Origin of the sequence: Streptomyces sp. NBC_00885, from assembly GCF_045207475.1 — a bacterium.
Classification (GTDB): domain Bacteria; phylum Actinomycetota; class Actinomycetes; order Streptomycetales; family Streptomycetaceae; genus Streptomyces.
Genome location: NZ_CP108796.1, coordinates 4,725,204 through 4,744,445, shown reverse-complemented (window position 1 = coordinate 4,744,445; position 19,242 = coordinate 4,725,204). Strand labels below are relative to the sequence as shown.

At 70.6% G+C, this 19,242-nt stretch carries 17 protein-coding genes; 6 read left to right on the top strand and 11 right to left on the bottom strand.

What is annotated here, in order from left to right:
- Positions 1-84 precede the first annotated feature (84 nt).
- Positions 85-675 (top strand): flavin reductase family protein, encoded by a 591-nt coding sequence (locus OHA61_RS21555; RefSeq protein ID WP_406307414.1) that lies wholly within the window; start codon positions 85-87, stop codon positions 673-675.
- 9 nt (positions 676-684) lie between these two features.
- On the opposite strand, the gene OHA61_RS21550 is transcribed toward OHA61_RS21555, so the two are convergent.
- Complete coding sequence (locus OHA61_RS21550) at positions 685-2,037, bottom strand: MFS transporter (RefSeq protein WP_406304391.1); 1,353 nt, start codon at positions 2,035-2,037, stop codon at positions 685-687.
- Between the two features lie 59 nt (positions 2,038-2,096).
- On the opposite strand from OHA61_RS21550, the gene OHA61_RS21545 reads away from it, so the two are divergent.
- Entirely contained in the window at positions 2,097-3,080 is a 984-nt protein-coding gene (locus OHA61_RS21545; protein WP_406304390.1) for a GlxA family transcriptional regulator, read from the top strand.
- A 226-nt stretch (positions 3,081-3,306) separates the two neighbouring features.
- Here the strand turns inward: OHA61_RS21545 and OHA61_RS21540 are convergent, their stop codons facing one another.
- The 3 genes from OHA61_RS21540 to OHA61_RS21530 form a co-directional block, all read right to left on the bottom strand.
- Positions 3,307-4,356 carry a Zn-dependent alcohol dehydrogenase gene (locus OHA61_RS21540; protein ID WP_406304389.1) on the bottom strand — a complete coding sequence of 350 codons (1,050 nt, stop codon included), beginning with the start codon at positions 4,354-4,356 and terminating at the stop codon, positions 3,307-3,309.
- The gene (locus OHA61_RS21535) at positions 4,353-5,501 is read right to left on the bottom strand and encodes an acyl-CoA dehydrogenase family protein (protein ID WP_406304388.1); all 1,149 of its coding nucleotides are present in this window, start codon (positions 5,499-5,501) and stop codon (positions 4,353-4,355) included. The genes OHA61_RS21540 and OHA61_RS21535 overlap by 4 nt, the downstream gene beginning before the upstream one ends.
- A gap of 297 nt (positions 5,502-5,798) precedes the next feature.
- The gene (locus OHA61_RS21530; protein ID WP_406304387.1) at positions 5,799-6,710 is read right to left on the bottom strand and encodes an SDR family oxidoreductase; all 912 of its coding nucleotides are present in this window, start codon (positions 6,708-6,710) and stop codon (positions 5,799-5,801) included.
- 86 nt (positions 6,711-6,796) lie between these two features.
- Here OHA61_RS21530 and OHA61_RS21525 point away from each other — a divergent pair, with 86 nt between their 5' ends.
- A complete protein-coding gene (locus OHA61_RS21525; protein ID WP_406304386.1) occupies positions 6,797-7,723 on the top strand; it encodes a cyclase family protein in 927 nt (308 codons plus the stop codon).
- 3 nt (positions 7,724-7,726) lie between these two features.
- Here OHA61_RS21525 and OHA61_RS21520 read toward each other — a convergent pair whose 3' ends face one another.
- The 4 genes from OHA61_RS21520 to OHA61_RS21505 all read right to left on the bottom strand — a co-directional run bounded on the left by OHA61_RS21520 (position 7,727) and on the right by OHA61_RS21505 (position 11,836).
- On the bottom strand, positions 7,727-8,194 hold the full coding sequence (locus tag OHA61_RS21520; RefSeq protein WP_406304385.1) for an ATP-binding protein: 468 nt from the start codon (positions 8,192-8,194) through the stop codon (positions 7,727-7,729).
- A gap of 389 nt (positions 8,195-8,583) precedes the next feature.
- A complete protein-coding gene (locus tag OHA61_RS21515; protein ID WP_406304384.1) occupies positions 8,584-9,510 on the bottom strand; it encodes an acyl-CoA dehydrogenase family protein in 927 nt (308 codons plus the stop codon).
- Entirely contained in the window at positions 9,510-10,643 is a 1,134-nt protein-coding gene (locus OHA61_RS21510; RefSeq protein WP_406304383.1) for an acyl-CoA dehydrogenase family protein, read from the bottom strand. Before OHA61_RS21510 ends, OHA61_RS21515 begins: the two co-directional genes overlap by 1 nt.
- Positions 10,643-11,836, bottom strand: coding sequence for an amidohydrolase family protein (locus OHA61_RS21505; RefSeq protein ID WP_406304382.1), 1,194 nt, complete (start codon positions 11,834-11,836; stop codon positions 10,643-10,645). Before OHA61_RS21505 ends, OHA61_RS21510 begins: the two co-directional genes overlap by 1 nt.
- 159 nt (positions 11,837-11,995) lie before the next feature.
- Here OHA61_RS21505 and OHA61_RS21500 point away from each other — a divergent pair, with 159 nt between their 5' ends.
- A complete protein-coding gene (locus OHA61_RS21500; protein ID WP_406304381.1) occupies positions 11,996-13,507 on the top strand; it encodes a class I adenylate-forming enzyme family protein in 1,512 nt (503 codons plus the stop codon).
- Positions 13,508-13,766: 259 nt separating this feature from the next.
- Here the strand turns inward: OHA61_RS21500 and OHA61_RS21495 are convergent, their stop codons facing one another.
- Positions 13,767-14,279: an EF-hand domain-containing protein gene (locus tag OHA61_RS21495; RefSeq protein WP_406304380.1), complete on the bottom strand. Its 513-nt coding sequence runs from the start codon at positions 14,277-14,279 to the stop codon at positions 13,767-13,769.
- 138 nt (positions 14,280-14,417) lie between these two features.
- On the bottom strand, positions 14,418-14,792 hold the full coding sequence (locus tag OHA61_RS21490; protein ID WP_406304379.1) for an STAS domain-containing protein: 375 nt from the start codon (positions 14,790-14,792) through the stop codon (positions 14,418-14,420).
- 263 nt (positions 14,793-15,055) lie between these two features.
- Between OHA61_RS21490 and OHA61_RS21485 the strand changes: the two genes are divergently transcribed.
- On the top strand, positions 15,056-15,652 hold the full coding sequence (locus OHA61_RS21485) for a sigma-70 family RNA polymerase sigma factor (RefSeq protein ID WP_324975541.1): 597 nt from the start codon (positions 15,056-15,058) through the stop codon (positions 15,650-15,652).
- The gene (locus tag OHA61_RS21480; RefSeq protein WP_406304378.1) at positions 15,649-16,965 is read left to right on the top strand and encodes a zf-HC2 domain-containing protein; all 1,317 of its coding nucleotides are present in this window, start codon (positions 15,649-15,651) and stop codon (positions 16,963-16,965) included. The genes OHA61_RS21485 and OHA61_RS21480 overlap by 4 nt, the downstream gene beginning before the upstream one ends.
- 157 nt (positions 16,966-17,122) lie before the next feature.
- Here OHA61_RS21480 and OHA61_RS21475 read toward each other — a convergent pair whose 3' ends face one another.
- Positions 17,123-19,237 carry an FG-GAP-like repeat-containing protein gene (locus tag OHA61_RS21475; RefSeq protein WP_406304377.1) on the bottom strand — a complete coding sequence of 705 codons (2,115 nt, stop codon included), beginning with the start codon at positions 19,235-19,237 and terminating at the stop codon, positions 17,123-17,125.
- Positions 19,238-19,242: the final 5 nt, after the last annotated feature.

Here is a 19,242-nt window from a genome sequence, read left to right as displayed (position 1 = left end):
CCGCCGTCCACGTCTGCTGTGTCGCCAGGCTTCCAATCTGACGATGCGTCAGGTTCAATGGCTGATGTGATGGGACATGCAGGGATGGCGGCCACCGCCGTCCGATACCTCAGGTCGGTCGGGGCCCCCACGGCCACCGAGTCGTTCGACGCCTTGCCGCGCCCGGACCTGCGGGCCGTCGGCGACGACGAGCGGCTGCCCGTGGACCCGGGTGAATTCCGGCGCGTGCTGGGCCACTTCGCAACCGGCGTCACCGTCGTCACGGCGTACGACGAGATGGGCCCGGCCGGTTTCGCCTGCCAGTCCTTCGCCTCGCTCTCGCTCGATCCTCCGCTGATCGCCTTCATGGTCGCCCGTACATCGACGACCTGGCCGCGCATCGCCGGCGCGGGCGCCTTCTGCGTCAACGTCCTGGGCGCGCACCAGGGCGAGCTGTGCCGGGGCTTCGCGGTCAGCGGCGCGGACAAGTTCGCGGGCGTCCCGTACGACCGCGCACCGGCCACCGGGTCGCCGCGCCTGGAGTCCGTACCGGCCTGGATCGACTGCACGATCCAGGCCGTGCACACCGGCGGCGACCATCTGATCGTCGTGGGGCGGGTGGCGGCGCTCGGAGCGGCGGACGAGGCCGCGCCACTGCTCTTCCACCGGGGGAAGTTCGGCCGCTTCAGCGCGTGAGCGCCGACGTCAGGCAACCGGGTCGGGCGCACCCTTCACGAGCGAGACCGGCAGCGCCGTCGGCAACGGGGCAAGCGGCCTGCGGCGGATGACCAGGGCCATCAGTGCCGCGGCCGCGCACAGCGCTCCCGAGGCGTACCAGACCACGTCGTACGAGCCGAACACGTCCCGCGCCACGCCGCCCGCGAAGGCCACAGCCGCCGCGCCCACCTGGTGGGAGGCCAGGACCCAGCCGAAGACGATCGCGCTGTCCTCGCCGTAGTGCTCGCGGCACAGAGCGATGGTCGGCGGGACCGTCGCCACCCAGTCGAGGCCGTAGAAGACGATGAAGAAGAGCATCGGCGGGTGGACCGACGGTGCCAGCAGCATCGGCAGGAAGAGCAGGGAGATGCCCCGCAGCGCGTAGTAGACCGCCAGCAGCCGCCGGGCCTCGAAGCGGTCGGTGAACCAGCCCGAGGCGATCGTGCCCACGACGTCGAAGACACCGATCACCGCAAGCAGCGACGCGGCCGCCGTGATCGGCATGCCGTGGTCGTGGGCCGCGGGCACGAAGTGGGTTTTGACCAGGCCGTTGGTCGATGCGCCACAGATCGCGAAGGTGCCCGCGAGCAGCCAGAACGGCCCCGTGCGGGCCGCCCGGAACAGCACCCTCAGCGCGCGGCGGGCCGCGCCCGGAACCGGGTCCGGCTTCGGCGTGAAGCCCTCCGCGCCGTACGCCGCGATCCCCACGTCCGCCGGGTGGTCGCGCAGCAGCAGCCAGACGAAGGGGACGACCGCAAGCGCCGAGAGCGCGACGGTGATCGCGGCCGGGCGCCAGCCGTGGTGCTCGACCAGCCAGGAGAGGAGGGGGAGGAAGACCAGCTGGCCCGAGGCGCCGGCCGCGGTGAGGATGCCGGTGACCAGACCGCGCCGCCGCACGAACCACCTGTTGGTGACCGTCGCGGCGAAGGCCAGCGCCATCGAGCCGCTGCCCAGACCGACCAGGATTCCCCAGTACAGGACCAGCTGCCAGGACGTCGTCATGAAGACCGTCAGCCCGGAGCCGAGCGCGATGACGGACAGGGCCACGGCGACCACCCGGCGGATGCCGAAGCGGTCCATCAGCGCCGCGGCGAACGGCGCGGTGAGCCCGTACAGCGCGAGATTGACCGAGACCGCGAAGCCGATCGTGCCGCGCGACCAGTCGAACTCCTCGTGCAGCGGCTCGATCAGCAGACCGGGCAGGGACGCGAAGGCGGCGGCGCCGATGATCGTCACAAAGGTGACGACGGCGACGAACCAGGCGCGGTGAACACGAGGAGGTCGACGGAGGGTGGGCGGGCTGCCGTGCGCGGCGGTTGTCTCGTTCACGTCACTCAGCATCCGGGGGCGGATCCCCGCCATCGAGTGGCCGGAGGGACAGCATTCGATAGGATCGGGCCATGGGTGATGACAGAAAGCACCGGGTTGTCGTGCTGGCTCTGACCGGGCTGCTCCCCTTCGAGCTGGGCATCCCGCACCGGATCTTCGGCCGCGCCAAGGACGCGGACGGCCTTCCGCTCTACGAGATCGTCACGTGCTCGCTGCGCCCGGGCCCCGTCCGCACCGAAGCCGACTTCGACATCCACGTCGAGCACGGCCCGGAGATCCTCGCCACCGCGGACACCGTCGTCATCCCGGCCTCGTACGAACTGGGTCCCGTCTACGAGGAGGGCCGGCTCACCGAAGAGCTGGCCGACGCGCTCGCGCACGTCAGGCCCGGCACCCGCATGGTCTCCATCTGCACCGGCGGTTATGTGCTGGCCGCCGCCGGATACCTCGACGGGCGGCCCGCCACCACCCACTGGTCCTCCGCCGAGCACTTCCAGCGACTGTTCCCCTCCGTCAGGGTCGACGCCGACGTGCTCTTCATCGACGACGGTGACGTGCTCACCTCGGCGGGCGTCGCCGCGGGCATCGATCTGTGCCTGCACATCGTGCGGCGCGACCACGGCACGGCCGTCGCCAACGACGTCGCCCGCCGCACCGTCGTACCGCCGCACCGCGACGGCGGGCAGGCCCAGTACATCCACCGGCCCGTCCCCGAACCGCAGTTGGCGACCACCACCGGCGCGCGGGCCTGGGCGCTGAGCCGGCTGCACGAGCCGATCCAGCTGCGCGACATGGCCGACCAGGAGTCCATGTCGGTACGGACGTTCACGCGCCGCTTCCGCGAGGAGGCGGGCATCAGCCCCGGGCAGTGGCTGACGCGGCAGCGCGTGGAGCGGGCCAGGCACCTGCTGGAGTCCACGGATCTCTCCGTCGACCAGGTGGCCCGGGACGCGGGCTTCGGCACGGCGCAGTCGATGCGGCAGCATCTGCAGGCGGCGCTGGGCGTCCGGCCGACGGCGTACCGGCGCGCTTTCCGCGCCGGCGCTGAAGGCTAGGTCCTGTCCGGTCGATCAGGCCGGATCAGCGAGCGGGGTCTGGCATGGTGCATCGCAGGCCGGAGGATGGGGGTCCCCCCGCCGAAGGCAGGGGGCGAGCCCACCCGGAGCGTAGGCGACTACGACAACGGTGGGGGTACCTCCCGTGCCCGGAGGGCTACTGGGGAGAGGTGCCGTGCCAGGGCACGCGAGCCCGGCAAGATCGGCCGGACAGGACCTAGGGGGTTCAGAACGTCAGCACGCCGCGCGCCACCCGCCCGTGGTGCGCGTCGTCCGCCGCCTTCGCGAAGTCCTCCACCGGATACGTCTCGGTCACCAGCTCGTCCAGCAGCAGCCTGCCCTGCCGATACAGCTCGGCGTACAGGGCGATGTCGTGCTGCGGGCGCGAGGAACCGTAACGGCAGCCCAGGATGGACTTGTCCAGGAACATCGCCGCGGGCACGAAGGTCGCCTCCGCCGTCGCCGACGGCATCCCCAGCAAGACTGCCTGCCCGCGCCGGTCGAGCAGTTCGATCGCCTGCCGGATCAGGCCGACGTGCCCGACGCACTCGAAGACATGGTCGGCGCCGGTCGGCAGTATGTCCCGCACCCCGTCGGCCGACGGGAGAAAGTCCGTCGCCCCGAACTGCCGGGCCGCGGCGTCCTTCGCCGGATTCGAGTCGACGGCGACGATCGCGGACGCCCCCGCGATCCGGGCGCCCTGGATGACGTTCAGCCCGATGCCGCCGGTCCCGATGACGACGACGGTGTCGCCGCGGTCGACCTTTGCGCGGTTCAGTACGGCTCCGACGCCCGTCAGAACCCCGCAGCCGATCAGCGCGGCGGACGTCAGCGGAAGCTCGGAGGGGATCTTCACCGCCTGGACGGCCCTGACGATCGTGCGTTCCGCGAAGGCGGAGTTGGAGGCGAACTGGAAGAGGGGTTCGCCGGCGCGGGAGAAGGGCTGTCCGGGACGGCCGATCGCCTTGCGGCACATCGTGGGGCGGCCTCGGTCGCAGTCCGCGCAGGCGCCGCAGTTGGCGAGCGTGGAGAGCGAGACATGGTCGCCGGGCACGACATGGCCGACGCCCGCGCCGACCGCCTCCACCACGCCCGCGCCCTCGTGCCCGAGGACCACGGGCACGGGGAAGGGGATCGTGCCGTCGATCACGGAGAGATCGCTGTGACAGAGCCCAGCGGCCGCGACGGCGACCAGCACCTCGCCGGGCCCCGGCTCCCGTATCTCCAGATCGTCTACCACCTGGGGCTGCTTGCCGTCGAAGACGACGCCTCTCATCGGGGCTCCCTCGGTAGGCCGAGCACCCGCTCGGCGATGATGTTGCGCTGGATTTCGTCCGAGCCGCCGTAGATCGTGTCGGCGCGGGTGAAGAGGAACAGGTGCTGGAGTGCGTCGAGTTCGTACGGGCGCTCACGGCTCCAGTCGTACGGGCCGATGGCCGCGGCGGCGCCCCGGACGGCCATGGCGAGCTCGCCGAGGCGCTGGTGCCAGCCGCCCCAGAGCAGTTTGGCGACGCTGGGGGCGCCGGGGTCGTCGGGGTGCTCCGAACCGCCCAGCGTGCGCAGGGCGTTGAAGCGCATGGTGCGCAGCTCGGCCCACTGGCATACGAGCCGGTCCGCGAGCACGGGATCGCCGGCGGCGCCGCTCTCCAGGGCCACCCGGATCACGCGCTCCAACTCCTCGGCGAATCCGATCTGCTGGGTCAGCGTGGAGACCCCGCGCTCGAAGCCGAGCAGACTCATCGCGACGCGCCAGCCGTTGCCCTCGCCGCCGACGAGATGCCCGGCACGGGCCTCCGCGCCGTCGAAGAAGACCTCGTTGAACTCGCTCGTGCCGGTCATCTGGCGGATGGGTCGCACGTCGATGCGGCCCGGCTGGTCCATGGGGACGAGGAGGAAGGAGAGCCCGTGGTGGCGCCGCGAGCCGGGCTCGGTCCTCGCCAGAACGAAGCACCAGTCGGCGTCCTGGGCGAGTGAGGTCCAGATCTTCTGCCCGTCGATCCGGTACATGTCCCCGTCCCGGACGGCGGCGGTCCTGATCCCGGCGAGATCGGAACCGGCGCCGGGTTCGCTGTAGCCCTGGCACCAGAGCTCGTCGCCGCGGGCGATCGCGGGCAGGAAGCGCGCCTTCTGCTCGTCGGTGCCGTGCGCGATGAGTGTCGGCGCGAGCAGGTTCTCGCCGATATGGCCGACGCGGGCGGGGGCGGCGGCACGGGCGTACTCCTCGGCCCAGACGACCTGCTGGGTAAGGCGGGCCTGCCGGTTGCCGTACCCGGCTTCGGCCCAGCCGATCCCGATCCATCCGTCGCGGCCGAGCAGGCGCTCCCAGGTGCGGGGGGTGGTGGGGCGGGTCATGCGCGCGGCGAGCCAGGCGCGGGCGTCTGCGCGGAAGGCGTCGTCCGCCGGGCCGAACTCGAAGTCCACGTCGTCTCCTAGGAGTTGCGTTTCCCCCACCCCGCCCCTTCCCGTAACCGGGGCTCCGCCCCGGACCCCGTATGCGACCTTCGGCCGCATGTCCTCAAACGCCGGACGGGCTGAATGTGCGACCGAGCCGCACATTCAGCCCCGCCGGCGATTGAGGCGCGGGGGTCCGGGGGCAGCGCGCCCCCGGTTACGGGAAGGGGCGGGGTGGGGAACAAGCCCGCCGCAGGCGCCGGGCACGGAGCGGAGCCCCAGGTCAAGGCGGCCGAATGTGCGCCCCGCGGCCGGGGCGGAACCCTGCTAGACGTTCGGGCGATCCCCGGACGCCGCCGCCCTCGCCATCTCCTCCAGCCGCGCCAGCATCGGCATCGGGTCCACCCCCACCGTCCCCGGCAGAAAGTCCGCGATCTTCTCCGGGCTCCAGCCTCCCTCCGCGTACCCCGCCCGCAGTTCCCTCGGCTGCGCCCACACCGCGATCTTCGGGCCCGCGATCGTATAGACCTGGCCCGTGATCCGTTCCTCGCGGGCGCGGTCGGAGAGCAGGTAGACGACCAGCGCCGCCACGTCCTCCGGTTCGCCGATCTCCTTGAGCTCCATGGGGACGTTCGCGGACATGCGCGTACGGGCCACCGGCGCGACCGCGTTCGCCGTGACGCCGTATTTGTTGAGGCCCAGCGCCGCGCTGCGGACGAGCGAGATGATGCCGCCCTTCGCCGCGGAGTAGTTGGCCTGCGCCACGCTCCCCTGGTGGTTGCCGCTGGTGAAGCCGATCAGCGTTCCGGCACCCTGTTTGCGCATCACCGCGGACGCCGCCCGGAAGACCGTGAACGTGCCCTTCAGATGTGTGGCGACCACCTGGTCCCACTCCTCCTCGGACATGTTGAAGAGCATCCGCTCGCGCAGGATCCCGGCCACGCACACGACTCCGTCGATCCGCCCGTACTCGGCGAGCGCGACGTCCACGAGCCGCTGGCCCCCGGCCATCGTGGAGATGTCGTCGGCGACGGCGACCGCTTCGCCGCCCTCCGCGACGATCTCCTTGACGACCGCAGACGCGATCTCGGACGTCGGCTCGCCGCCGCCGATGGAGACGCCGTAGTCGTTGACGACGACCCGCGCCCCCTCCGCCGCCGCGGCCAGGGCGACGGCCCGGCCGATGCCGCGGCCCGCGCCGGTGACGGCGACGACCTTGCCTGCCAAGAAGTTCCCCACGTCCGGCCCCTTCCCGCGGTTTCTGACGGACCGTTAGATTCTACGGTCAGTCAGATACTCGAGCACAAGCCCCAGGAGGCAGCCCGATGTCACTCCCGGCCGAGTTCTTCGAGATCGCCAAACGTGTGAACAACTGGGGCCGTTGGGGCGCCGACGACGAGATGGGCACGCTGAACCTGATCACTGACGAGGTCGTCAGAGCCGCCGCCGAAGCAGTCAGCAGCGGGCGTCGCGTACCCCTCGCCCTCCCTCTCCACCAGGACGGCATCCAGACCGGCGTCATCCCGGGCCGCGTGAACCCCCTGCACACCATGGTTCAGATCAACCAGGAGCTCTTCGGCCCCGGCACCGTCGCCACCAGCGACGACGCCGTGACCATGGGGCTCCAGGCCGCGACCCACTGGGACGCCCTGCCCCATGTCTCCCACTCGGGGAAGATCTACAACGGCCGGTCCGCCGACACCATCACCCCGCACACCCGCGCGCAGTTCAGCGGCATCGACAAGGCTCCGTACATCGTCTCCCGCGGCGTCCTGCTCGATGTCGCGCGCGCCAAGGGGCTGGACCGGCTGCCCGGCGGGCACGCGGTGACGCCCGAGGATCTGGACGAGGCCGCGGAGTTCGGCGGGGTCGCCGTCGGGCCCGGTGACATCGTTCTCGTACGGACGGGACAGATCCAGGTCGTTCTCGGCGGCGACAAGCACGGCTACGGCTATCCGTCCCCGGGCCTGTCGGTCCGCACCCCCGAGTGGTTCCACGCCCACGACGTCGCCGCCGTCGCGAACGACACCCTCACCTTCGAGATCTTCCCACCGGAGATAGAGGACCTCTGGCTGCCCGTGCACGCCCTCGATCTCGTCGAGATGGGCATGCTCCAGGGCCAGAACTGGAACCTGGAGAACCTGTCCACAGCCTGTGCGGAGGCGAGGCGTTACGCATTCCTGCTGTCCGCGATGCCCGAGCCGTTCGTCGGCGCCACCGGAACCCCCGTTGCTCCGGTCGCGGTCCTGTGAGCCCTACGGGGTGGTGACGAAGCCCCGCACTCCGGGCTCGTACCCAGTCCCGGGCGCGCCCCGGTCCACCTCGCACCGGTCCACCTCGCACCAGATGGACTTGCCCACGCCCTCCCGCTGCCAGCCCCACCGGTCGGCGAGTCCGTCGACGAGTTCGAGGCCGCGGCCGTTGGTGTCGTCGCCCTCGGCGTGCCGCGGCTGCGGCGGGCAGGCACTGATGTCGGCGACCTCCACCCGTACCGTCCCCGCCTCGGTCACTCCCGCGCCGAACAGCATGCGCAGGACCGCCGGACAGCCTGTGTGCACGACCGCGTTGGTGACCAGTTCCGAGATCAGCAGGATCAGCGTCTCGGCCAGCGGCTCGTCGTCCCCTATCCCGGACCCTACGAGCCGCGATCGCGCCCACCTACGGGCTCGTCCCACCTCCGCCGGGTCGGGCCCGACTTCCAACTGAACCAGAAGCACCTGCACCGCTCACACCATCCGAACCGGCGGACACATCGCCTCGCGCATCGACAAGGTCCTCGACCAGGTCACCGAACGTGACTCCGTTACGAGACAGCATGGTTGACGTACAGTCACCGCAACAAGCGCTTCGGGCATATTCCAGCGCGAAGGAGTACCCGTGGTGCATACTGTGCGACGCACGTTGCGGGGAGTCGAACAGAGGCTCGCAGCCCGCACTCGCAGGGCACGAGCGGCGCGCATTCCCGGGCCCGGAGCCGCCACACCGGCAACTCCGTGACAACCCTGGCTCGGAAGCACTCGCATCCCACGGAGGGTACCGGAGCGTGACCCCGACTCCGGCCCGTGACGAGTCATCCCAAGGACACAACCCGGTATCGACGCTCAGTGACGCTTCAGAGTGCTGAGGCCAAGGCATCCGCCTGGATCTCCTCCGCCTCCGCGGCCGTCAGCCACATCTGCCCGCGCAGCCAGGCCCGTTTGAGATGCAGATGCACCTCCGCCTCCCAGGTGAAGCCCATCCCGCCGTGCACCTGAAGACAGTCGCGGGCATTGCGCACCGCGGCCTCGTCGGCGAGCAGCTTGGCGCCGGCGATCTCGGTGAAGTCCTCGGTGACGGCGGCCGCGTAGACGGCGCTGCGGGCCAGTTCCGTGCGTACGAGCATCTGGGCACACAGATGCTTGACTGCCTGGAAGCCGCCGATGGGCTGCCCGAACTGTTCGCGTTCCCCGGCGTATCGCACGGCCGTCTCCGTCGTGCGGGCGGCGCTTCCGAGCTGTTCGGCGGCGGTCAGGAGCACGGCGTCCGGGCGCGGCGGGGCCTTGGCGGGCGTCCCGTCCGGGATCCGGTGCACCGGGGTGAGCGGGTCCATGGACCGCACGGCACGGGCGCGGGGCAGGTCCTTCGGGTCCCGCCTGCGCATCCCGGTGCCGTGGATCACCAGGGCCGCATCCGCCTCGGCGAAGTGCGGGATCAGCGAGCGCAGTTGGGTCGCGCAGGTGACCACGCAGGTGCCGTCCGCCGCCTCCGGGATCAGCTCGGCGGCCACATGGGTCGCCACCAGCGGCCCGTTCAGCAGCGCCCGGCCCGCCTCCTCGAAGACCAGGGCCGCCTCGGGCAGCCCGAGCCCGGCACCGCCCTGTGCCTCGGGCAGGCGCAGCGAGAAGAATCCGGCCGCGCCGAGCTCGCGCCACAGCTCACGGTCGACCGTGCCTCCGCGCTCCACGGCGGCCCGCAGCGCCTCGGGCCCGAAGCGGCCCGCCAGCAATTCCCGTACGCCCTTTTGGAGGGCACGCTGGTCCTCGGTCAACCGGAAGTCCATCAGCGCCCCTTCGGCAGGCCGAGGATCCGCTCGGCGACGATGTTCCGCTGGATCTGGGAGGTGCCCGCGGCGATGGTGTACGAGAGCGAGGAGAGCCGGTCGGCGGCCCACTGCCGGTCGAGGTCGAAGGCATCGGGGCCGAGGACCTCGGCGGCCGCCTCGTACAGCTCCTGGCGCGCGTGGGAGTAGCGGAGCTTGAAGACCGAGCCGCCGATGCCGGGCACGCCGCCCGTCTGCTGGGACTCGCTGACGTTCCACTGGATGAGCCGCCACAGTGCGCAGAACTCGGCGCCCAGGCGGCCGAGCCGGCGGCGCAGCACCGGATCGTCCCAGGTGCCGTTCGCGAGGGCGGCGGCGGCCAGTTCGCCGAGCGTACGGCGGCAGGCGACGACCTCGCCGACGAAGGCCGTGCCGCGCTCGAAGGAGAGGGTGACCATGGTGACGCGCCAGCCGTCGTTCTCCTCGCCGACCCGGTTGGCGACCGGCACCCGGACCTCGTCCAGGAACACCTCGGCGAACTCCGCCGACCCGGCCAGTGTCCGCAGCGGGCGGACGGTGACCCCGGGCGCGTCCATCGGCATGGCCAGCCATGAGATACCGCGGTGCCTGGGCGCGTCCGGATCGGTGCGCACCAGCAGCTCGCACCAGTCGGCGACCTCCGCGTGCGAGGTCCAGATCTTGGAGCCGGTGACGACATAGTCGTCGCCGTCCCGCACGGCTCTCGTACGCAGCGAGGCGAGGTCCGAGCCCGCGTCCGGCTCGCTGAACCCCTGGCACCAGATCTCGTCGCCGCGCAGTACGGGCGGCAGCCAGCGTTCGCGCTGGCCGGCCGTGCCCTCGGCGGCGATCGTGGGGCCCGCGTGCAGCAGCCCGACGAAGTTCGCGCCGACATAGGGCGCGCCCGCCCGCTCGGTCTCCTCAAGGAAGATCAGGCGCTGGGTGGGGGACGCGTCCCAGTGGACGTCCGCGTATCCGGCGTCGTACAGCATCCGCTGCCAGGTGGTGTCGTACGCCCGGCGGCCCGGCCAGTCCAGCGGGTCGGGCCGGGCGGGCAGCTTCGGCAGCGAGAGGTCAAGCCACTCGCGCAGCCGCGCCCGGAAGGCTTCCTCCTCCGCGGTGTACGTGAGGTCCATCAACGATCCAGGTCGAGGTCGAGCATGCGGATCGCATTGCCGCGCATCAGCTTGTAGACCGTCTCGTCGTCCAGGCCCTTGACGTGGTCGAGCGCGACGTCCTTGGTGTGCGGGAAGGTCGAGTCGACGTGCGGGTAGTCGGTCTCGAAGGTGGCGTTGTCACGGCCGACGACGTCGAGGGACGCGATCCCGTGCTTGTCGCGGAAGAAGCAGCAGAACATCTGCCGGTAGTAGTACGTCGAGGGCGGCTCGGGGATCAGATCGCGCACCCCGCCCCAGGCCCGGTGCTCCTCCCACACGTCGTCGGCGCGTTCCAGGGCGTACGGAATCCAGCCCATCTGGCCCTCGCTGTATGCCAGCTTCAGCCGCGGGAACTTCACCAGGACGCCGGAGAAGAGGAAGTCCATCATCGAGGCCATGGCGTTGTTGAAGCTGAGCGAGGCCTGCACGGCGGGCGGCGCGTCCGGGGATGCGGCGGGCATCTGGGAGCTGGAGCCGATGTGCATGTTCACCACCGTGCCGGTCTCCTGGCAGATGGCGAAGAACGGGTCCCAGTAGCCGGAGTGGATCGACGGCAGCCCCAGATGGGTGGGGATCTCGGAGAAGGTCACGGCCTTCACGCCGCGTGCGGCGTTGCGCCTGATCTCCGCGACGGCCAGGCCGATGTCCCAGAGCGGGATGATGCACAGCGGGATGAGCCGGCCGCCGCTGTCGCCGCACCACTCCTCGACCATCCAGTCGTTGTAGGCGCGCACACAGGCGAGCGCGACCTCCTTGTCGTGGGCCTCGGCGAAGGTCTGCCCGCAAAAGCGCGGGAAGGTGGGGAAGCACAGGCTCGCCTCCACATGGTTGAGGTCCATGTCCGCGAGGCGTTCCTTGGGGTCCCAGCAGCCCCGGCGCATTTCCGCGCGGGTGATGCCTTCGAGGGTCATGTCGTCGCGGTCGAAGCCGACGGCGGCGATGTTGCGCTTGTACGGGAACTTGAGGTCCTCATAGATCCACCAGTCGGTCGGGGGGCCGTCGGGGTCCATGGTGATCCGGTATTTCCCGGCGACGTACGCGAGCTCGCCGATGCCCGCGGTCAGCGGCCGGGGGCCGCGGTCCCGGTACTTCGCCGGGAGCCAGGTCTCGAAGAGGTGGGCCGGCTCGATCACATGGTCGTCGACGCTGACGATCCGAGGCAGTTCCGTCATGGTGTCCCCTCCGCCGTGCCCGGTGCGGCCGCCGGGCAGCGCTGAATCTGATGACCCGTCAGAAATCAGGCTAGCCCCGCACCCCTGGACCGACAAGGCGGTGAGCCCTACGCTCTCGGGACGATCTGACTACCCGTCAGCAATGGAGGGTTACGGACCATGAACGAGACCGCACACGCCCTGGGCGCATCGCGCACCCTCTGGGAACTGGTCCTGCGCAGGGCGGCCCTCACCCCCGACCGGCCCGTGTTCCTCCAGGAGAGCCGCAGCCTCACCTTCGGCGAACTGCGGGACCGCTCGGAGCGGGTCGCCGCCGGTCTGTACGAACTGGGCGTGCGACCGGGAAGCGTGGTCGCCTGGCAGCTGCCGACCCGGATCGAGACGGCACTGCTCTCCTTCGCGCTCGCCCGCATCGGCGCCGTACAGTCGCCCGTCATCCCCTTCTACCGGGACCGCGAGGTCGGCTTCGCGCTACGGGAGTCCAAGGCCGCGTTCTTCGCCGTGCCCGGGACCTGGCGGGGCTTCGACCATGCGCGCATGGCGCACCGGCTCGCGCTGGAACTGCCCGAACCGCCACTGGTCTTCGAGGCGTACGACACGCTGCCCGACGCCGATCCGGCGGTCCTGCCACCGCCGCCGGAATCCGGGACGGACGTGCGCTGGATCTACTGGACCTCGGGCACCACATCCGACCCCAAGGGCGTGCTGCACACCGACCGTTCCCTCATCGCGGGCGGCGCGTGCCTGGCGCACGCACTGCATCTGTCGGCCGACGACGTCGGCTCGATGGCCTTCCCCTTCGCGCACATCGCCGGGCCCGACTACACGGTGATGCTGCTGCTGTACGGCTTCCCCGCGGTGATGTTCGAGCAGTTCGCGCTGCCCGACGCGCTGGAGGAATACCGCGGACACCGGGTGACCGTCGCGGGCGGATCCACCGCGTTCTACTCGATGTTCCTCACCGAGCAGCGCAAACAGCCCGAGCGCCCGCTGATCCCCAGCCTGCGGCTGCTGGCCGGGGGCGGGGCGCCCAAGCCGCCGGAGATCTACCACGCCGTCGTACGCGAGATGGGCTGCGGGCTCACCCACGGATACGGCATGACGGAGGTCCCCATGATCACCATGGGCACGCCCGACGACACGGCCGACAACCTCGCCACGACGGAGGGCCGGCCGCCCGCGGGCATGGAGATACGCATCGTGGACGGCGAGGTCCGCCTGCGCGGCGAGGCGGTCTGCCAGGGCTACCTGGACCCGGTCCAGTCCGCTGCGGCCTTCGACGGCGAGGGCTTCTTCATCACCGGCGACCTCGGGCATGTCACGGACTCGGGGCATCTCGTGCTCACCGGGCGGCTGAAGGACGTCATCATCCGCAAGGGCGAGAACATCTCGGCGAAGGAGATCGAGGACCTGCTCCACGAGCACGCGGGGGTGGCGGACGTCGCGGTGATCGGGTTGCCGGACGCGGAGAGGGGGGAGCGGGTGTGCGCGGTGGTGGAACAGGTGGCGGGCGCGGAGGAGTTGACGCTCGACGCCGTGACGTCGTACCTGCGGGGGGCGGGGTTGTCGGTGCACAAGCTGCCGGAGCAGCTGGAGATCACGGATGGGTTGCCGCGGAACGAGACGTTGCGGAAGGTGCTCAAGTACAGGCTGCGGGAACGGTATTCGTGAAGGGTGGGTTCCGCTGCGCGGGGCTGTTCCCCGACCCGCCCCTTCCCGAACTGGGGGCAAGCCCCCAGACCCCCGTATGCGACCTTCGGCCGCATGTCCTCAAACGCCGGACGGGCTGAATAATTCAGCCCCTCCGGCGTTTGAGGCGCGGTGAGGTTGGGGGTCCCCCCGGACGGAGTCTGGGGGAGGGCGGGTAGGGGACAAGGCCCGCCGCAGGCGCCGACGGCCGCGACGTCCACCACGAACCAGGTAAGGACGCCTACGGCTCCGGCGTGACGAAGTACGACGCGAAGCCCGAAAGGATCTCCTCCTCCGTGATCCGCCCGTCCCCGTCCGCGTCAAGGCCCACCGCCACCCGCGCCGCCAGCGTCGGTTCGACGCCCAGCACCTTCAGCACACGCTCGGCGGCGGACGGTGTCACACCGGAGCCGTCCTCGTCGGCGATGTCGATCAGGGCGTGGAGGAAGGGGCGGGCGATCTCGGCGAACCGCTGGGGGTTGTCGCGCAGTCTCTTCACCGCGCCCGTGATGAATTCCGAGCGGGTGACCCGCTGGTCGCCGTCCACATCGGCAATCCCGGCCATGCCCTGCCAGAACGCCTCGGCACCGCTGTAGAGGGCCTGGCCCTTGTCACAGCGGGCGGTGGTGGAGAACTCGGCGAGCAGCGCGGCTGTCGCCCCGCTGAAGTCCTGACGGTCGATGTAGCCATTGCCGTCCTGGTCGAAGGCGGCGAAGCGGGAAGCGATCTTGCGCTCGTATTCTGCGCTGTCCATGAGGGCGAGCGTACGACTCCGAGCGCTGACGCGTGCAACTACTCCCCCATTTACCTGCTGACGACCTCACGACGACATCCGCGGGTACGCCTGGTGACGGCAATGGGTCACACGGTGACCACGGGAGCGGCTTCCGCGTCAGGCGGAGAGCGGCTGGGCCTCCTCGTCGGTGGCCGAGTGCGTGTCCGCGTACACCTCGAACAGGCGCCGCACCCCCAGGGCGCCCAGCACCCGGTTGACGTGCGAGCCCTCCTCGGCGCCGTGGGCGGGCAGTATCAGGCGCAGCCTGCCCCGGCAGGAGCGCAGCAGACGGCGGGCGGCGATGAGCACTCCGACACCGCTGGAGTCGCAGAAGAGCACTTCGGAGAGGTCGAGCACCACATCGCGGCGGCCGACGGCGACCGCGTCGTGGACGTGCTGGCGGATCATGGGCGAGGAGACGAGGTCGAGCTCTCCGCGGACGTGCAGCACGGTCCATGTGCCCTGACGGGTCTCGTCCACCTTGAGCATCACGTCCGGACCTCTCCTCACGCCGATCCGGAGTGCCGCGCCCGCTGTGGTGCGGCCGGACACATCCGGAAGCTGCCCTTCCTGACGCCACTGCCCCGCTCCTCCCGACTGAAACACGAAGCTCAAGGCAGGCTTACGGGAGCGGACCGCCCCTACCATTGAACCTGCTCCTCGGGGGCGCACTTGCCATAAAGGGGCGTGCGTTCGCCGCAACGCGCACTACATTCGAAGAGGCGACAGGCACAGGGGACAGGCTTGGGGGCCGAATGGCAAAGGACACACCGCCGCGCTGGGACCGCAGGATGCAGCAGCGGCTGGCGCGGGGAGAGGCCGCCGCGCTCGGAGAGCTGTACGACAAGTTCGCCTCACTGGTGCACATGCTCGCCCACCGGGTGCTCGACGACGACGAGGCCGCCGACCAGGTGACACGTGAGGTCTTCGGCTACATCTGGGAGAACCCCGACTCCTACGACCCCAAGCACGGCTCGATGCGTTCCTGGGTGGCCCGGCTCACCAACAGCCAGGCCGTGCACCGGCTGCGCCAGACCGAGGCCGCCGCACTCGCCCAGGGCGGCGAGGGCACCACCGAGGAGCTGGAGCAGAAGGTACGCAGGGCAGCGGTCGCCGCCCGCGCCGACTACATCGTCACCTCCATGCCCGCGCCCCTGCGGGACGCACTGGAACTGGCGTACTTCCAGCGCCGGGACTACCGCCAGACAGCCGCCGACCTCGGGGTCACCGAGGACGAGGCCAGGCGCCGGCTGCGGCTCGGCCTCCAGCTGCTGTCCACCGCCAACACGCGCCCGCTGGAAGGCTCCTCCCTGAAAGGCTCCTCCCCGCCCCGATACGGACGCTCCTTGTGAACGGGCCATTCGACAGCGGCCGCGGAAACGGCCGCTCCGGCGACGACGGCCGCGACGAAGTGCGAGGCGGTCCGCGCATACCGGGACCGCGGCCGGCGGCGGACGATCTGGACCCGCCCGCGCGCCTGTTGCCGCTCCGCGGCGTTCCCGAGCCGGAACCACCGACCGTGCCCGAGCCGCGGCCCGTACCCGAAGCACCGTCGGCGCCCGTCGAACGGCCTTCCCACAGCGTGCTGAAGTCGCTGCTCGGCGCGTGGGCGCTGTCCGCCTGCTCCGCCGAGGAGACCGCGGCGGTCGAGCAGCACCTCGGCGACTGCGCGCCCTGTGCGGAAGAGGCCCTGCGGCTGCGCGACGCCGTCGCGCTGCTGCACACCGACCGGGATCTGGACCTCGACCCGCTGCTGCGCTTCCGGGTGCTGGAGAACTGCCTGGGGCGCAGGCCCGCGCGTATCCCCGTGCCCCTCTGGGCGACTCCGTACGACGCCGAGACCGCGCGGCTCGACGCGCTGTTGCGGGACATCGGCGAGTCGGAATGGCACGCGCCGGTGCACCTCAAGTGGTTCGAGGACGAACGGCAGGTGAGCCGCCGGACGACAGTCGCCGGGGTGATCGGGCACCTGATGGCCATCGACGGCCTGGTCGCGAGCGCGCTCGGCCTGGACGACCCCCTCGGGGCGAACGCACCGAAGGTGCCGGCCGATCGCACCGAGGCGTACTGGCGCACCACCGGCCTGCCGCGCACGCGCGCCGTCCGTGAACCGTGGCGCGACCAGAGCCACACCCTGATCAGGACCGTGTCCTTCGCGGGCCGCGGAGTCGCCGAACTGTCCGTCTCGTACGGGGACTTCGCCCTGCCGCTGCGGGACTCCCTGCTGGACCGGGCCTTCGAGTGCTGGATCCACGCGGGCGACATCGCCGACGCGGTGGACTACCCGTACGAGCCGCCGAGCGGCTCCCATCTGCACCGGATGATCGACCTGGCGGCACGGCTGCTGCCCGCGGCCCTCGCCGACCGCCGACGCGCGGGGCTCGCCGGACCGGCCAGACATCTGGTGGCGGCCGGCGCTCCCGGCCGTTCACTGCACCTGGAGGTCGAGGGCTCGGGCGGCGGGAACTGGTACATCGCCCTGGACTCCCCGGCGGCCGTCGCCTCGGCGGACCAGGCGGTTGCCCAAGTGGCGCTGGACGGCCTGGAGTTCTGCCGCCTGGTGGCGGGGCACGTCTCCCCGGAGGAGGCAGCGGCGGGCCAGGACGGCGACCGGGAGGCGATCCGGGACGTGCTGTTCGCGGCGGCATCGCTGAGCAGGCTCTAGCCTGCGCGTTTCAGTTGCGGTGTCTGGGTGGTGTTGCGCGGATGACGCCGAGTTCGGCGGTGATGCTCCGAGTCCCGGTGGCGAAGGCCACCAGGCTGGTGAGGTGCCGGGGGGCTCACCACAGGTGAGCCCCCTTGGGTTGTTGTCGGACGGGATATCAGTTGTAGGTGTTGAAGAGGGTGGTGGAGTCGTACACCCAACTGCCGGCGGGGGCTGCCCATCCGGCCTTGCCCCCGTTGAACATGGCGTCATGGCGGGCGGTCCAGGTCCACATCTTGACCCCGCCGTCGGCCTGGTGGTTCAGGGCAGCGAGGTCGTCGCGGCCGTCACCGTCGTAGTCGCCGGTGACGATCTGAAGGCGCTTGACGTCGAGGTTTCCGGGCGCGCTGTTGAGTGTGACCTTGGCGGAGCCGAAACGGTCCTTGCCGTCGATCTTCTCGAACAGGATGGTGGAAGTCTTGTCGCTGCCGTCGGCGTAGTCGTACCAGAGCAGTGCGTCGTCGTGACTGTCGCCGTTGAAGTCGCCGGAGTGCGGTTGGGCGCGGTGCCAGTCGAGGGAGTCGCTTTCCCACCACACCGCAGGGGTGGAGAAGCCGCCGTTGGGCTCGGTGGTGAAGACATAGGTCTTCACCGAGTTGCCGCCCTGGCGGTAGAAGACACCGATCTCGTCCCGGCCGTCCGCGTCGAAGTCACCGGTGATGAACTTGGTGCGCTCGCGCAGCCAGGTGCCCTTCGGCGCGGACCAGGAGGTGAAGGGGGCGTTGAAGGTGCCCTTGTCGGTCGCGGTGAAGGTCCACAGTTTGGTGGTGCCGTCGGGGTAGGCGTACCAGACAGCGATGTCGTCGCGGCCGTCCCCGTTGAAGTCGCCGGCCTGCGGGGTCATGTAGCTGATGTGGAAGCTGCCGGCCGGGGCGCTCCAGGCGGCGGAGGGGGTGTCGAAGCCGCCGTCGGGCTTGCCGAGTGCCACCCAGATCTTGACGCTGGTGTCGCTGTAGCCGTGGGCGGCGGCCATGTCTCCGCGCCCGTCACCGTTGAAGTCGCCGGTGACGAACTTCATGGACTTCGCTTCCCACGCGCCCTTTTGGGCGGTGTAGGACTTCTTGGGGGCGCTGACGGTGCCATTCTCATTGCCGAGGAAGGTGTACATGGCGTCCGCGCCCGCTTCGAAGTCGTACCAGGCACCGAGATCGCTGCGGCCGTCACCGTTGTAGTCGTGACGGATCGCGGTGCCGCTGGACCACAGGGACTGCTTCTGCGCGTTGTAGAGGGTGAGGTCACCGCTGTCCGTCAGGACGGCCGTGGTGGCGCCGGAGGTCTTGGACTCCCAGAGGGTGGCGGTGTCAGCGGCGTTGCGGACGACGAGGTTCCCGCTGCTTTGCAGCCGCGCGAAGGACCCGGCCTGAGCAGTGCCGGTGGACCACAGGGTCTTGCCTGCGGTGGAGGTGACGACGAGGTTGCCGTCCCTGCGCATGGTCAGCCGGGCTGATGCCGAGGCCAGGGTGTCGCCGGGCAGCAGGTCCTGGCCGGGCGTCAGGCGGGTGCCGAGTCTGGTGTTGTCGGCCCGTGCGGCGACGGCGTTGGTGCGGGTCTCGCTCTCGCCGAGGCATCCGCCCTGCCAAGACCGCCCGGCGACGGCGACGAGTTCGGGCGTGCCGTTGTTGTCACGCAGGAGCGGGGCGCCGGTGTCGCCCTTGCAGATGGCGTCGTTCGCGGTCTTGCCCGCGATGTCCAGGCCGGCTTCTTTGGCGGCGTTGACGGTGAACGCGGCGGTGTGGAGCTTGTTTGGCACCCACTCGGTCTTCGTACGGCCGAAACCGGCGACGGTGAGCGTGTCGCCGACGGCGACGGGAGAGGCGGCCGTGGTCACGGGGGCGATGCCCTTGGCAGGCTGGGCCAGGCGAGCCATGACCAGATCGCGGCCCTCACGGGGCACCAGGTCGACGATCTCGCTGACATGCCCACCTGTGGCGGACAGATCAGCGCGGCCGATGGTGGCGACCGTCTTCCACTGTGGCTTGCCGGGCGTCAGCTCAGCGTTGCCGCTGGTGAAGCACGAGGCGGCGGTAAGTATCCACTGCGGTTCGACAAGTGCTCCGGTGCAGGCGCGCTTGGTGTCACCGTCACCAATCTCCAGCTTGGCGGTGAACGTGTAGCCGTCGGCGGTGGCTGGACCAGTTGTTGCGTGAGCGTGAGCGGGGCCGAGCAGGGCGGAGGTGACCACGGCTGTCAGGGCGCTCGCGGCAGCGGCAGCGCGAGTACGTGTTGCAGACACGAATT